This window comes from Psychrobacter nivimaris, from assembly GCF_009812035.1.
Classification (GTDB): domain Bacteria; phylum Pseudomonadota; class Gammaproteobacteria; order Pseudomonadales; family Moraxellaceae; genus Psychrobacter; species Psychrobacter nivimaris.
Map to the genome: position 1 here is coordinate 142112 of NZ_VZIZ01000006.1, position 16057 is coordinate 158168.

The 16057-nt window shown below is 42.8% G+C and carries 14 protein-coding genes; 9 read left to right on the top strand and 5 right to left on the bottom strand.

Annotated elements, in window-relative coordinates:
- Window positions 1–129: 129 nt before the first annotated feature.
- Together glyA and FQV37_RS02350 are read left to right on the top strand one after the other, a co-directional pair.
- Window positions 130–1386, top strand: coding sequence for a serine hydroxymethyltransferase (gene glyA, locus FQV37_RS02345; protein ID WP_057758295.1), 1257 nt, complete (start codon window positions 130–132; stop codon window positions 1384–1386).
- A 436-nt stretch (window positions 1387–1822) separates the two neighbouring features.
- Entirely contained in the window at window positions 1823–3331 is a 1509-nt protein-coding gene (locus FQV37_RS02350) for an alanine/glycine:cation symporter family protein (RefSeq protein WP_102093288.1), read from the top strand.
- Window positions 3332–3617: 286 nt separating this feature from the next.
- Here the strand turns inward: FQV37_RS02350 and FQV37_RS02355 are convergent, their stop codons facing one another.
- From FQV37_RS02355 to FQV37_RS02375, 5 genes are all read right to left on the bottom strand, one after another.
- Window positions 3618–4481: a TIR domain-containing protein gene (locus FQV37_RS02355; protein WP_102093286.1), complete on the bottom strand. Its 864-nt coding sequence runs from the start codon at window positions 4479–4481 to the stop codon at window positions 3618–3620.
- A 156-nt stretch (window positions 4482–4637) separates the two neighbouring features.
- Window positions 4638–5912 (bottom strand): sodium/glutamate symporter, encoded by a 1275-nt coding sequence (gene gltS / locus FQV37_RS02360; RefSeq protein ID WP_102093316.1) that lies wholly within the window; start codon window positions 5910–5912, stop codon window positions 4638–4640.
- A gap of 138 nt (window positions 5913–6050) precedes the next feature.
- Entirely contained in the window at window positions 6051–6500 is a 450-nt protein-coding gene (locus tag FQV37_RS02365) for a barstar family protein (RefSeq protein WP_240990915.1), read from the bottom strand.
- Between the two features lies 1 nt (window position 6501).
- On the bottom strand, window positions 6502–7254 hold the full coding sequence (locus tag FQV37_RS02370; RefSeq protein ID WP_102094547.1) for a ribonuclease domain-containing protein: 753 nt from the start codon (window positions 7252–7254) through the stop codon (window positions 6502–6504).
- Between the two features lie 121 nt (window positions 7255–7375).
- Entirely contained in the window at window positions 7376–8677 is a 1302-nt protein-coding gene (locus tag FQV37_RS02375; protein WP_160021121.1) for a glutamate-5-semialdehyde dehydrogenase, read from the bottom strand.
- A gap of 430 nt (window positions 8678–9107) precedes the next feature.
- On the opposite strand from FQV37_RS02375, the gene FQV37_RS02380 reads away from it, so the two are divergent.
- The 7 genes from FQV37_RS02380 (at window position 9108) to FQV37_RS02410 (ending at window position 15854) form a co-directional block, all read left to right on the top strand.
- On the top strand, window positions 9108–9413 hold the full coding sequence (locus FQV37_RS02380; RefSeq protein ID WP_160021122.1) for a hypothetical protein: 306 nt from the start codon (window positions 9108–9110) through the stop codon (window positions 9411–9413).
- Window positions 9414–9763: 350 nt separating this feature from the next.
- Window positions 9764–10561 carry an ABC transporter ATP-binding protein gene (locus FQV37_RS02385; protein ID WP_160021123.1) on the top strand — a complete coding sequence of 266 codons (798 nt, stop codon included), beginning with the start codon at window positions 9764–9766 and terminating at the stop codon, window positions 10559–10561.
- Window positions 10562–10898: 337 nt separating this feature from the next.
- The gene (locus FQV37_RS02390) at window positions 10899–11699 is read left to right on the top strand and encodes a transporter substrate-binding domain-containing protein (RefSeq protein ID WP_179799075.1); all 801 of its coding nucleotides are present in this window, start codon (window positions 10899–10901) and stop codon (window positions 11697–11699) included.
- Window positions 11700–11850: 151 nt separating this feature from the next.
- Window positions 11851–12747 (top strand): transporter substrate-binding domain-containing protein, encoded by an 897-nt coding sequence (locus tag FQV37_RS02395; RefSeq protein ID WP_160021124.1) that lies wholly within the window; start codon window positions 11851–11853, stop codon window positions 12745–12747.
- A gap of 144 nt (window positions 12748–12891) precedes the next feature.
- Complete coding sequence (locus FQV37_RS02400; protein ID WP_420876964.1) at window positions 12892–13773, top strand: ABC transporter substrate-binding protein; 882 nt, start codon at window positions 12892–12894, stop codon at window positions 13771–13773.
- A gap of 608 nt (window positions 13774–14381) precedes the next feature.
- On the top strand, window positions 14382–15116 hold the full coding sequence (locus FQV37_RS02405; protein WP_057758316.1) for an ABC transporter permease: 735 nt from the start codon (window positions 14382–14384) through the stop codon (window positions 15114–15116).
- 12 nt (window positions 15117–15128) lie between these two features.
- A complete protein-coding gene (locus tag FQV37_RS02410; protein WP_101205569.1) occupies window positions 15129–15854 on the top strand; it encodes an ABC transporter permease in 726 nt (241 codons plus the stop codon).
- Window positions 15855–16057 lie beyond the last annotated feature (203 nt).

Consider the following 16057-nt stretch of genomic DNA (forward strand, 5'->3'; position numbering starts at 1 on the left):
GAAAAACAGCGTGCAGGGGTATTAATAGTACTTCAGCGACGTTGACGCAGTAGTTGTTTTATTGTGGGCAGGCTATAAGCTTCTTTTCAATGACGTTTTTTAATGACAGTCACTACTTAGGACATCACTATGTTTAAAGATATTTCTATCAAAGATTTTGATCCAGTACTTGCTGAAGCGATGGCCGCAGAAAGCGTTCGTCAAGAAAACCACATCGAGCTTATCGCCTCTGAAAATTACTGCTCACAAGCAGTGATGGAAGCACAAGGTACTGACCTTACCAACAAATACGCAGAAGGCTATCCTGGCAAGCGTTACTATGGTGGTTGTGAGCATGTGGACGTAGTTGAGCAATTGGCTATTGACCGTGCTAAAGAGTTGTTCGGTGCAGAGTATGTGAACGTTCAGCCTCATTCTGGTAGCCAAGCAAACTCAGCCGTATTTTTAGCATTGTTAGAGGCAAATGACACTGTACTAGGCATGAGCTTAGACGCTGGTGGTCACTTGACCCATGGCGCACATATCAACTTCTCAGGTTTGAACTACAATGCCGTACAGTACGGATTGGTAGACGGTACTGGCCTTATTGATTATGATCAAGTAGAGAGCTTGGCGCGTGAGCATAAGCCAAAAATGATCATCGCGGGTTTCTCAGCATACTCACAAGTAGTTGATTGGCAGCGTTTCCGTGACATCGCGGACGAAGTAGGCGCGTATCTATTGGTCGATATGGCACACGTTGCAGGCTTGGTTGCTGGCGGTGTTTATCCAAACCCAGTACCTTTCGCTGACGTGGTTACGACGACGACGCACAAAACTCTACGTGGCCCACGCTCAGGTATGATTTTGGCGCGTGATGAAGTATTGGCTAAAAAGCTAAACTCAGCTGTATTCCCAGGCAACCAAGGTGGCCCATTGATGCATGTTATCGCTGCAAAAGCGGTTTGCTTTAAAGAAGCGTTAGAAGATAACTTCAAAACGTATCAGCAGCAAGTAGTGAAAAATGCCCAAGCAATGGCAAAAGTGGTTCAAGAGCGCGGCTATGAAGTCATCTCTGGTGGTACTGAAAACCATCTAATGCTGATCAGCCTCGTTAAGCAAGAAATGACGGGTAAAGAAGCGGACAAATGGCTTGGTGAAGCACACATTACTGTCAACAAAAATGCTGTACCAAACGATCCAAAATCACCATTCGTGACTTCTGGTATCCGTATCGGTACGCCAGCGATTACTACTCGCGGTTTCAACGAAGCACAAGCGGGTGAGTTGGCAGGTTGGATCTGTGACGTACTAGACAGTCGCGGTGATGAAGCGGTTGCTACTGAAGTACGCGCTAAAGTAGAAGCGATTTGTGCAGAATTACCAGTCTATGCTAAAAATCAGTAAACTTTAGAAAGGTAATAAAAAAAACCGCTAAGCTTTTGCTTAGCGGTTTTTTTGTTATTGATCTCTATAAATATTATGTCATGTAACGCAAACCTATGTTGATATTGCCATTGAGCTCTTTTAATTATATTTAAGTCCGTTATTTAACCTGAAAATTACTACCGACATTTTTCGATAAGTGTAGTGAGCTTGATTGAGTTCCGCTATTAGTTTTAAAGAGCTAAGTTGATGTTTAATTAAGAAAAATGTGTAAATCCCTTTGTTTATACAAAAATATTAGTATATAGTCAGTATTGAACATTTAGTAATAATACTAATACAAATTATAATAAATAGTTACACTTTGTATTAGTATCGCTGTAATTGATTGAATAATTATATAAATGTTATTTTCACTAAAGGGATTTACATGAAAAAATAATCTTTAGTCGCAACGATGCTATTACTCAGCACGACTCTTGCGCAAGCAGCAGAACAATCAGGTTTAGCAGCATTTGGAGCAGGTCTCGATGGCTTTATGGCCAATATATTTGGCTGGTTCGTCGACCTTATTTTCTTTTCAGTACCTCTTGGAGACGTCAGCTTCCCCCTCATTGTGGGTTGGTTATTAGTTGCCGCACTCGTATTCACTTTTTACTTTGGATTTATTCAGTTTCGTCAAATAGGCCTGTCTCTAGATATTGTCAGAGGTAAATATACTGATCCAAACCCTGCTGTCAAAGAAGAAGGCGAGGTTAGCCATTTTCAAGCACTAGCCACTGCTTTGTCAGGTACGGTTGGTCTTGGTAATATTGCTGGTGTCGGTGCAGCACTCGCTATTGGTGGACCTGGCGCTACCTTTTGGATGATTATGGTCGGCCTATTCGGTATGGCGACTAAGTTTGTAGAATGTGCGCTAGGTGTCAAATACCGTACGGTACTACCATCTGGCGTCGTATCAGGTGGCCCTATGTACTACCTAAGCCGCGGTATGGCTGAACGTGGTATGGGCGGATTAGGTAAGTTCCTGGCTGTTGGTTTTGCACTCATGTGTATATTGGCGACCTTTGGTGCTGGTAACATGTTTCAGGGTAACCAAGCCTTTGCAGTCATGAGCTCTACTTTTAGCATTCCAACGGATTACAGTGTTTTCTTTGGTATTGGCTTAGCGTTTTTAGTCGGTATGGTTATCATTGGCGGTATGCCGCGCATCGCAACCGTTACCGAAAAAGTCGTACCTTTTATGGCCTTGTTGTACATTACTATGGCGGTAATCGTACTGATTGCTAACTTTAATCATATCGGCACTGCATTTGGCGAGATTTTCTCGGGTGCCTTTACTGGTGCTGGCGTGGCTGGTGGCTTTATTGGCGCGTTGATTCAAGGTTTGAAACGTGCAACTTTCTCTAACGAAGCGGGTGTTGGTTCAGCCGCTATTGCTCACTCAGCAGTAAAAACCAAAGAGCCTGCTACTGAAGGCCTAGTAGCGCTATTAGAGCCTTTCATTGATACAGTTGTTATCTGTACGATGACGGCACTTGTTATTACTATCTCTGGGGTAAATACTGCCGCAAACTTACAAACCCAAGCGCTTACTGGTGTGGATCTAACCCGTACAGCATTCATGGAAACGGCACCTATCTTCCAGTATTTCCTAGCTGTCGCGGTATTGTTGTTTGCTTTCTCAACGATGATTTCATGGTCATATTATGGTCTAAAAGCTTGGACTTACCTCTTCGGTGAAGGGAAAGGCGGTGAGATGATATACAAACTTATCTTCTTAATCTTCGTTGTTATCGGTACCATCGTACAGTTTAGCTTCGTTATCGACTTCTCAGATGCGGCTCTGTTCGCTATGGCTATCTTTAACATCATCGGCCTGTACTTCTTAATGCCAATTGTGAAAAGAGAGGTTAATTCTTTCATAGCGCGTGTGAAAAGTGGTGAAATTAAAAAGTATAAATAATAGGTTTGATTGAACAATCTATTATAACTTGATAATTAAAAAAGCCTGCCAAGATGAGTCTTGGCGGGCTTTTCGATGGCTGGTACTTGTTATTTGCTAGATAGCTGTTAAACTTTAAATAGAAGCGATCTGTAAAGCATTGCCTACTTACGAAAAAAAGCAGTCAGTAGTAATCAGATTTTGCTGCAAGTTATATAATGCAAAAAACCGCCTGTGATAGGGCGGTTTTTTGTGATCTGTTAATTGTTCATAGTTTAGGTTGTCAGGAGTCCCCAACTAAAAATATTTAAGTTATTTCGTTATAGTCAATACTGTAATTAGCTTTTTTCAACATATGAGCGACACTCAGACGCCAATCTCCAGAACCATGATCAGCGTATATTACACCGTTTACATCACCTGGCATTTCAATATTAGATTGCTTCTTTACCAAGCTTACAACTTTTTCCCGACCGTATAATCCTATTAGCAAACCATGTTCAAAAACAACGTTTTGTCTGGCTCTGGATTGATAGCTTTCTGCGCCAACTGCTTTTCCCTCGTCATCAGGTGTGTATAAAACTATACCGAACCCAATCGATGGATCTTTGGTATAGCGTTCTAGCTTTTCTATGATCGTGATACCAGCATCATGTTGCTCTCTAAGTACAACTGGCTTGATGGATTGAGCTAGCAAAAACGATTTGACTTCGTTTATAAGCGCGTCATCGTGTCCATGAACAATAAAAACCTTAGTTGGTAAGCTCACATTTTTTTGGTCTTCTGCAGCCAAGGTTGAGGTTTTCGTTCCTTTCGCATACGTAATCAATTCATCGGTAATATCTTTTTCTTTCAAAAGTGCTGACTCTAAATAATTTTCATAAAAACCTATAAATGCCACATCAGATGCTCTTTCCTCAGCCTTTCTTTGTGTCGCCTGTCGCGCTTCTAAAATATTACTAGGATCATTACTCGAAAAGAATCTTAAACGCTCAATATGATCTATCGGTATAGTTCTACCATTTATCAATATTGGGCGTCCTACTTGATAAGGTTCAGAAAATTTAGCTTTTAAATTATCTAAGTCCTCTATATCTGATTTTATTTCAATTTTATCCCATGCGTTTTTATGATGTTTACCATCAAGTTCCAAAATTACATGATAATACATAGATGAATACCCGTTTTTGATGTTTGATTTGAAGGTAAGTTATGATTACAAATTAAGGTAAAAATATATTATACGTTCCGTATTAGTAGCCTTTACCTTACAATAGTAAAGCCAAATCACATGACAATCTATGATAGATAATTTTTTCTTTCTATTCTACATAAACGGCAACTTCGTAAAAATCTGCAAGATCGTGGCATTGACGATATCAACAAAGAACGCACCAACCATTGGTACAATTAGAAATGCTTTAGGTGAAGGTAGGTAGCGATCCGTGACTGCCTGCATATTTGCAATTGCTGTCGGTGTTGCACCCATACCAAAACCACAATGACCCGCTGATAATACTGCCGCGTCATAGTCTTTGCCCATCACTTTAAAGGTAATGAGGTAGACATAGATAATCATAATGATGGTCTGTACGACCAATATGATCAGTACAGGACCTGCCAAGTCCGTTAATTGCCAGAGTTTCAGGGACAGCAATGCCATCGCTAAAAATAGGCTTAAAGACGCATTACCAAGCACATCAATCGAGCGATCAAACATCTCAAAATTGAAGACCATCGTTAGTACATTGCGAATGATGACGCCGCCTGCCAGCGCCCATACGAAAGTGGGCAGCTCAAACCATGTACCTTCAGCAACGATGGCCATTACATCAGCAAAAGCCAAAGCACCTGCGAATAGTGCCAAGGTTTCGATAGTAGAAGAAGCGGTGATAAAGCGCATGCTATCAGGTCTTTCAAAGATATCTTTATTACTACCTGCAGACTCCTCATCGTGTTTGGTGCTATATAACGACTGTGCACCAGCAACTTTTTCGATATCGCTAGGATCAGGGTTAGCTGGCGTTGGTTTTAGTCCAAGTCGATTAATCAAGCGACGGGCAACAGGACCGCCAACAATACCACCCGCGACCAAACCATAAGTAGCAACCGCGATACCCAATGTAGTCGCACCGACCACACCATAGTCTTGTTCTAACGTGATTCCCCAAGCGCCTGCTGTACCATGACCACCCGTTAGAGCGATAGAACCTGTCACTAGACCGAGCAAAGGATCAAGTCCCAATGCACTTGCCATGGCCACACCAACGACGTCCTGCAATACAATAAACACTGAAACAACGATAGTAAAAATCAATAATGGTGTGCCGCCTGCCTTTAGGCGACTAAAATCAGCACTCAGACCGATAGAAGCAAAGAACATTAGCATAGTGGCGGTCTGTAAGCCTTGATGAAAGTTGAAGCTATATCCCCAAACCATATTGAGAATATAGACCACAACCGCTGCGACTAAGCCACCTGCGACAGGTTCTGGAATATTAAAGTCTTCTAAAAACTTGACTCTTCGCACCAAAAACCGCCCAAGCAGCAGCACTAAGGTGGCCAATATCAGGGTGTAATAACCGTTTAAAGTAATCTCCATAGGTTAATCCTTTCTGTAAAATAAATTAACCTGAATTCGGGATAAATATGGCTTTATCTCGAATTCAGGTTTCTATGATGACGAATAATTATCGGTGACTATCGGCGGTCGGGCTTGCAATATACAGGCTTTTAGCGACTAACTTTCTAACTTATAAGCTTCATCCTCAGATGGCACGATGATCCACAATTGTGGTTTGCCAAATTCTCTAAAGGCATCCTCAATGATGCTTTTAAAGACATTGAAGTCCTCAGTGTTTATTCTTTTGACGTCTGTCAAATCCAGCCTTAAATGAATTACCTCACTGTCTGTTAGACAATCCCATGCACTGTCCCAGTTGTGCGAAAAATGACTAGGAAAATCACAAGCCTTAGCCAAACTCGTCAATAGCTCAGTTTTTTCGAGCGTGTCACCGACGGCTATAGTAACAGCCTGCGCAGGAATGCTAGTACCCAGTGCTGTACCGTTTTGGTTAATGTGGTCCTGATTAACATGGCTTTGACTAACATAGTGGATGGCTTGGTTCATACTTTCTCGATTCATATCGGCTTTGTCCGTATTCGCTTGTTTCATATCAGCTCGTTTCATATTAAGGCACCTGTAGTCTTTGGAAACTATCATAATGGTCGACAGTCAAGTAATAGACAGTAGGCGGATTACCACCTGTGACGATACGCCGTGCGCCGCGATGAGAGACACCAGGGGTGGGTACGGTATATTCGCGGTAGTAACCTTGTGACTGGGTGGGTAGTCTGCCTTCACGGTTATAAAATGTCGTGCCATCTTTATTTGGATACGGAAACGGGCCGCCTTGCTGAATAAGCGCAATCGTATTATCGACCTGTGCGTCACCTGTTATTCCTGATACTGCGGCCTGACTCGTATTATTAGCGACGTCCTGCGATACCGTTGTCGACTCGATGCTATCAGCAAGCAATGTCGAATTTAAATCGCCAAAGAAATAGAAAGCGACGGCGATGATAGCGATAAGGCTAAATAGCGTAGAGCCTAAGCTTCTTTTATTGGGTCTGCTATTGTGACTGCTACGATTTGAGTTACGAGTGCGTTGATTGCTATTTCTATTAGCATTAGTAGGTGTATAGTTTGGAATATCTGATGCAGTATCTTGGTCAAGGCTCAATGAAGACGAGGTCACTTCAGTGGCTCTTAATTGATTTTTGTCGTTACGGGCACTGTTAAAATAGACGTTTTGACCAACCGTTATAGGCTTCGCCAACTGTGCTTTGCTAATATGAAAGAACACATCTTCACTTTGATTATCTACATCGATAAAGCCATAGCCTTTATCTTCGTTCCAGTGCTTAATCTTGCCACTTTGCATGCTCGTACCGCTCCCTATAATTTAAATGCCTTAACTAAAATACTTATGATGCAAACGAAGAAACGCCAGCATAATTGCTGACGTTTCTGATTACTCGTTTCGATAGTCGATGCTAGTATGATTAAGCACGGGTTTCGCCATGACCATAAACGATCCATTTCTGTGAAGTCAGACCTTCGAGACCGACAGGGCCGCGCGCATGGATTTTGTCCGTTGAGATACCAATCTCAGCACCGAGACCGTATTCAAAACCATCAGCAAAACGGCTAGAGGCGTTAATCATAACGCTGGCCGAGTCCACTTCACGGATGAAGCGCTGCGATTTGGTATAGTTATCAGTGATGATGACATCAGTATGATGGCTGCCGTGCGTATTGATATGCTCAATCGCCTCATCAATACCTGAGACCACTTTTACCGCTAGGATAGGGGCTAGGTATTCAGTATCCCAATCCTCAGAAGTGGCAGCTGATAGATGACCTTTAAGCTTAGCATTGTCATTTAGGATAGCTTGTGACTTGTCATCAAGGCGTAGTTGCATTGCGTCATCAGCAGCGACGATGGCTTCTGCTATTTTAGGTAATAGCTCATTAGCGACTGCTTCATCGACCAGTAGCGTCTCCATCGTATTACAAGTGCCGTAGCGATGTGTTTTGGCATTGACGCTGACCTTAATCGCAATCTCAGGATCCGCATCGCTATCGATAAAGGTATGACAATTACCGTCTAAATGCTTAATTACAGGTACTTTTGCATCGTTGCTGATACGCGCAATCAGACCTTTACCACCACGTGGTACGATGACATCGACATATTCAGTCATGGTAATCAGCTCACCAACGGCTGCACGATCGGTCGTCTGTAGCACTTGTACGCTATGTTCTGATAGATCAGTATGGCTAAGACCTTTAATGATACATTTGGCAATGGCTTGATTAGACTCAAATGCTTCAGAACCACCGCGTAAAATAATTGCATTGCCTGACTTGAGTGCCAGTGAGGCAGCCTCTAATGTCACATTGGGGCGCGACTCATAAATCATACCGACCACACCAAGTGGCACCCGCATTTTGCCCAAATGAATACCTGATGGCTGGTAGGTCATGTCAGTGACTTCACCGATTGGATCAGGAAGGCCAGCGACATCTTTAAGACCTTGTAGCATACCGTTAAATCGTGCTTCGTTTAGCTCTAAGCGATCGAGGAGTGCGCTATCAAGATTGTTTTTTTGGCCGTTGTCCATATCGATTTTATTGGCTGCCAAGATGTCTTGTTTGGCATTGACCAGCTCATCATGAATGGCCAAGAGTGCTGAATTTTTATCGCCAGTGTTGGCGGCAGCCAGCGCGCGAGAAGCAGCTCTTGCTTGCTTGCCGACAGACTGCATATAGGTCGTAATATCCGTAGTATTCGATTGACTCATAAATTATTTTCCTTATGTGATACAGGTTTTTTATAACTAAAAGCGCCCAATTTATATAGGTAAAAGTACCTAAAAAGGCGAAAAATGTCGCAAAAAAAGAAGTTTTGAATGCCTACTTAGATAGCGGTAGGTCATTATGCTATTTAACATAGAGCAGATTGAGACGATAGTAAAGATGATTTTGTGAACAGAATCCGCTTTGCAGCGCTCTTGTAGGGGCTTATTCAAAGTAATATTGTTCATGCTAAGTGGTGTTTATTTAAGATAAGCGCGTTATCAGTACTACACTATATCTTTACGTGTTTTTAACAGAATTGCGCTGTAAATACTAAGGTAGCCGCGAGATATCCTCAGTATAGTAAGCATTAAAACAGCAAGGCTATCAGTAGATAGTACTTAATCTTATTATGATGAGTGATGGAGAACGAACATGGCTACGAAAAATACGACTTATAAAAATTGGTTAACGGTTGGCTTGGTAGCAAGTGCTTTGGCATTAGGCGCTTGTAGCAAAAAAGACGAGACACCGATGGAGACTGAAGCTGATACTACTGTAGATGCTCAAACCTCTGTAGAAGAAAGTGCGACAGCGAGCGACAATGATGATGTGGCCGTGGCTAGTGCCGATGATGAGGGTATGGACGTTACCAATAACGATGATGTGGCAGTGGCGACAGCAGAAGATGCGGATATGATAGATGGTACTGAAGATTCAGAGCATGTATCGACGTACTAATCGCATGCTATAGAATGTACTAGCGCCATATTAAATGTACTAAGCACATACTATAAATAGGCAGTTATCAGATAACACAACGTCTCGTATTCTAAAGTGATAAAATAAAGCCCAGAGCGATAAATGCAGTCTGGGCTTTTTTGTATTTGTGTTTTGCTAAAAACTGATTAACCCGTTGGTTAAATACAATATTTGCCTTTTTGCTGTGTAATAAGAGACAATATGGCATTTTTCTCTTTGCCTCATCAGGCATATTACGATAATGCATCTAGATGCTTGTACTATATATATAGATATAGCTCTTATTTTATTCGTGTTTTCACTCATATTTATTGGAAGTCTGCTGAACCATGCTTGATACTGCAAAAAACCCGACTCGGCCTATCGCCCTAGACTTACAAGACATCCATAAAAGCTACGGCTCATTAGAGGTATTAAAAGGGGTATCCCTAACTGCCTATGATGGCGATGTTATCTCTATTTTGGGCTCATCTGGCTCAGGTAAGTCGACGTTGCTGCGTTGTATTAATCTTCTAGAAAATCCCAATCATGGTCGTATCTTGATCGGTAACGAAGAGCTAATGCTAAAACCTGTCAAATCAGGTGAGCTACAAGCAGCAGACGTGAAGCAGCTAGAAAGCTTGCGCGCACGCGTCGGGTTTGTCTTTCAGAACTTCAACCTGTGGCCGCATAAGACAATTCTACAAAACATCATCGAAGGGCCAACGCAGGTCTTAAAGATTAAAAAAGACCAAGCAATTAGCGATGCAGAAAAGCTGCTCGATAAAGTCGGCCTGCTCGACAAAAAAGACGCTTATCCTGCCAACTTATCTGGTGGTCAGCGTCAGCGTGTCGCAATTGCCCGTGCACTTGCTATGCAGCCACAAGTTCTATTATTTGATGAACCAACCTCTGCGCTAGATCCTGAACTGGTCAACGAAGTGCTTGCAGTAATGCGCGAGCTAGCAGAAGAAGGACGTACGATGCTTATCGTTACTCACGAAATGCGCTTTGCCCGTGAAGTATCAAGCAAAGTCGTCTTTTTACATCAAGGTGTGGTTGAAGAAATTGGCACACCTGAGCAAGTTTTTGATAACCCTACCTCCGAGCGCGTCAAAGACTTTATGGCATCACACCGTCCTACTTAGTTATTAATCATTAGTTTTTCGCTTAATATCATGTCCAATACAGATGGTGGCAACACGCTTGCCACCATTTACCCTACCAAATGTAAAATCACTGTAACGTAACCATTGTTGACTGTTTATTGCCCAATGATAACTATGAGTATGCAAAACGTTTGTTTTTGATATTTTACTCAGGTATTATCAAAAGGTTTATAGGTCGTCACGTCTCGTGGCTGTCTGTTATTCTGCTATCTATATTGCTTGTCTGGCAGGGACGTCAGAGAACAAAATATCAGCACCCTAAGTCAGAAAATCCTGTCAAAAACTTATGTAAAACCCATCAGAATTTAAGGAACGTATGATGTCGAATTCTCGCCTATTGTGGTCATCGATGACCGTTACTGCTGCATTGATGTTGAGCGCTTGTAGCCAACCTGCCGATGAAACTACCGATACCAACGCTGACGCCCCTGCAGCAGAAACCACTGGTAAAACCATTCGTATCGCTACCGAAGGCGCTTACCCTCCATTCAACTATACCAACGCCGACGGCAGCTTGGCAGGTTTTGATATCGATGTTGCCAATGCCTTGTGTGATCAAATGCAAGCCAAGTGTGAAATCGTTGCACAGGACTGGGACGGTATTATCCCAGGTCTATTGGCACAGAAATATGATGCGGTGATTGCAGGTATGTCTATTACCGCTGAGCGTCAAGAAAAAGTTGATTTCAGCGAGCCATACTTTGCCAATACGATGGTATGGTTGACCAATACGGATGGTGGTTTTGATCCTATGGCGATTAAAGACGCAACGCTTGGTGGTCAACGTTCTACTACGCCAGGTGCTTATCTACAGGATAACTACGAAGGCAAAGAAGGCAACACAGTTCAATTGTATGACAACTATGACAATGCCTATCTAGATCTAAAATCTGGTCGTAGCGATGCCGTATTGGCCGAAAAAGTTTCTGCCAAATCATGGTTAGCAGAAAATGCAGCGGGCTTCGGTATCGTTGGTGATGAAATTGATAACGATGACAATATTGCCATTGCTGTACGTAAAGGTGACTCACTCAAAGCTGACTTTGACAAAGCATTGAGCGAAATCCGTAGTAACGGTGAGCTTGCACGTCTTGAGCAGATGAACTTTGGTCAATAATGACTCACTGAAGATTTATGCTTAAAACAAGTAACGTTTGATGCGAGTAATGCTAAAACTGGGCATTTTTCAAATAAACGGTGTTTATAAGCATAAATCAGCAAGCAGTGATTGACGATATAGCTGGTAAATATATTAAGGAATAAAACTTATGACAATTTCAATGACATCATCAATGAGCAAAAAAGCATTGTGGCTAGCACCGCTTAGCGCAGCAGTGCTAATGCTGGCAGGTTGTAACAATAGCTCAGCACCAGCAGAAAATGCTGAAGCTGATACCGCTACTGAAGCGCCTTTAAATATCAAAATTGCGACAGAATCAAGCTATAAGCCTTTCAGTTATACCGATGCAGATGGCAAACTGATTGGTTACGAGATTGAGCTGGTTGACGCATTATGTGCGCAAATGAAAGCTGAGTGTGAAGTCATCTCTCAAGATTGGGACGGTTTGATTCCAGGGCTTAACGCACAGAAATTTGATGCAGCTATCGCAGGTATGTCTATCACGCCTGAGCGTAAAGAAGTGGTTGATTTTAGCGACCCTTACTTCCATAGCGGTATCATCTTGATCGGCAAAAAGGGTGATGACTTAAGCGTTGAGTCGCTAACAGGTCTACCAATTGCCTCACAGCGCTCAACTGTTGCCTCGCAATACCTACAAGACGAGCATGCAGATGCTGATATCAAACTATACGATACGCAAGACAATGCTTATCTAGATCTAACCTCAGGCCGTGTGCGCGGTATGATGTCTGACAAAGTAACGGGTATCGACTGGTTAAAAACAGACGCAGGCAAAGGTTACGAAGTTAAAGGTGAAGAAATCAGCACCAATGATGACGCAATGGGTATTGCTTTCCGTAAAGGCGATCCGTTAATTGCTAAGTTCAATGCGGCATTGGCTGAGCTAAAAGACAACGGCACCTATGATCAAATCACGGGTAGCTATTTTGGTACTAGCTCAACGGCTGCTGCTCAAAAAGCTGTGGCAACAACTGATAGTGTCGAAGAAGTAATGGTCGCTGAAGAAGAAGCGCCAGCTAACTAATACGATATCTAGCAGTTTGACTGCTGTTGTTTGAAAACGTGTTGTTTACTCAAGAAAAAACCAAGGATGATCATGAGCAACCATTGTGCCCCAATCTGTGCCACGACTGGCAAATCTAACATTAATGTAGTCAGTCGTCTGTCTATGTCATTGCTTGCATTAGCGACGGCCTTCACCATTGCTGGCTGTAGCAATAGCCAAGAGAGTGCCGCTGATACCAATCCAGAGGCTACCGAAGCAACGTCAGCTTCTACAGGTGATGTATTACGCATCGGTACAGAAGGGGCCTATGCTCCTTTTAACTATACCAATGCCGATGGGACACTGGGTGGTTTTGATGTTGAGATAGCAAATGCACTCTGTGCGGATATGCAGGTTACCTGTGAGATTATAGCGCAGGACTGGGACGGTATTATCCCTGGTCTAAAAGCAGGTAAGTACGATGCAATCGTGGCCGCGATGTCCGTTACTCCAGAGCGTTCGCAGCAGGTAAGCTTTACCGATCCGTACTTTAGCAATGCCTTGGTTTTTTTGGCCAAAAAAGACAGCAGCTTTGACCCTAGTAACAACAGTGATATCGACTCGCATTCTATTGCTGCACAGCGTTCAACCATTTCGTCGCAGTGGCTAGAAGACACGTATCCAAAAGCCGATATGAAGCTTTATGATACGTTGAGCAATGCGTTTTTGGATCTCGGTTCAAACCGTGTCGATGCGATGATTTCTGATAAGTTGCCTGCTATAGAATGGCTGAGCTCAAATGCTGGTAGCAAATATGCGCTCAAAGGTGATGAGATCGATATTAATGATAACTTTGCGATAGCAGTACGTCCAGGCGATCCGCTACAAGCAAAGATCAATCAGTCTCTTGCTAATATAAAAGCAAACGGTACTTACGATAAAATCAACCAAAAGTACTTTGCGGTGCCAGCGTATGCAACGAGCACAGTTGATGAAGACGCAGATACGGGTACAGATGCAGATACAGACATTAGCGAGCAACCAACGACAGAAAGCGTTAGTTAATAGCTAACAGTAGTCAAAGGTAGCAGTCAAAAAATATTGTTTTGATTAATAAAAGGATATTGCCATGATGGTGATGTCCTTTTTTATTTGTCGTTATATCAACGAATATACATAATAGCCGCCTATTAATTTTGCTCAAATTTAGTCGGCTGATTGTATGTCTCTAGAGGCAAGTGTCTGTTTAAGTACGGTTTAGGCGCAGCTTTTACGCGTCAGTATTAACATCACGGCGAGTGAATATGATAAAATCAGCGCTCATTTCTACTGTGTCAATTATCGCAGCGTTAATCGTATTCTTCTGACGTCATTTTTTGACGCTGACCATCCCTATTGATTTGGTATAAAATACGGTGTTGCGCCGCGTTCAGCTATTGATGCTGATTCTTTTAACTCATATTTTGCTAGGGCGTGTCTTCATTTTAAAAATGGTAATAAAAATGAGATAAATTGCAGTCAAACAAGGAAAATAGCGCAAATAATATCGAGATATTAGTCAGCTATTTAACGCCGTTTGGCAAGATTTAGCCGTTTTTAAACCATTTAGATGTCTATCGATTGAATTGAAGACATGCCCTAATTGCTAATATAAAGAGACTGAGTGGATAATCGTGTTTGACTTACAAGGATTTGGCGCGCTTTTATTAAGCGGCGCTACCGTCACCATACAGCTTGCTGTGACCAGTTTAATTATTGGTCTGGCTTTAGGCTTGCTTGGCGCAACCGCAAAGATGTCCAATATCTGGTTGCTGCGTAAGCTTGCGACTGTCTATACTGCGACGATGCGCGGTATTCCTGAGCTGTTATTGGTGCTCTTTATCTATTATGGCGGCTCTATATTGTTGATGAGCATCCTCAAAAAGTTCGGCTATAACGACTATGTCGAGATTAGTGCTTTTTGGGGCGGTGTCATGGCGCTGTCTATTGCTTTTGGTGCCTATGCGACTGAGATTTTTCGCATGTCCATCCAAGAGATTCCGGTAGGTCAGCGCGAAGCGGCGCAAGCGATTGGTATGCGTCCTTTTCAGACGTTTTATCGCATCACTCTGCCGCAAGTGTGGCAGATTGCATTGCCTGGTCTGGGTAATTTGTTTTTGGTATTGCTCAAAGATACCGCATTGGTATCGGTCGTGGGTCTTAAAGACATTATGTATCAGTCATCGCGTGCGGCGCAGTCAACACAGCAGCCATTTACCTTTTATATGGCAGCAGCGATTATTTATTTGGGTCTGACCATGTTGATTACTGGCTTTATGATGTGGCTTGAGTGGCGCGCCAATCCTGCGGCACGCTATGCCAAAAAGATAAGCCGTCAATCCACTCACAGTCAATCGACCATAGGGTAGAGGAGAGATACTATGGATTGGAATTGGCAGGTCATTTTTGACCATATCCCTGATTTACTAGGCGGCGCGGTATTGACCGTACAGCTGGTCTTATTTTCAGGTGTGATTGGATTGCTGTTTGGTTTGGTTTTGGCGTTGTTACGACTGTCTAAGAATTGGGTGGTACAGATACTACCGTTTCTGTATATCTTCTTTTTCCGTGGTACGCCGCTGCTGGTACAGATATTCCTGATTTATTATGGTTTGGGTCAGTTCGAGGCCGTACGCGAGTCGTTCTTATGGGAGCCGGTACTTAGCCAAGCGTATTGGTGTGCCATTATTGCCTTTACCCTGAATACCAGTGCTTATTTAGCGGAGATTATACGCGGGGCGATTCAGACGATTCCGATTGGAGAGCTTGAAGCTGCTGATGCACTTGGTATGTCAAAATGGCAAAAGCTAACACGGGTTACGCTGCCGCGCGCATTTGGTATTGTGATTCCAGCATACAGTAACGAAGTTATCTTTATGCTAAAAGGTAGTGCGCTCGCTTCAACTATTGCATTGATGGATATCACAGGTGTTGCTCGTACGATTAGTGCGCGTACCTATACCTTGATGGAGCTATTTTTTGCCGCTGGTATCGTCTATTTATTACTGTCGTGGGTCATCTTGTTTAGCTTTAGAATGTTTGAAAAGCGTATGAACCGTCATGCCAGTTATGTACCGCCAGATGTGGTAACCAATACAATTCCATAGTTAGCAGTTAGCAGTTAGCAGTTAGCAGTTAGCAGTTAGCAGTTAGCAACTAAAAACCGTCAAAGTCACTGTAGACAATATAGTATGGACTGCTGATAAAATAGCCATCATTTACAGGGAGAGTTTAGTATGAGCCAATCGCCACACGAGTCATTAGCGAACGCCATTGCAGCCGGTGTCAGTGCCGAGCAGGGCGCTATCAA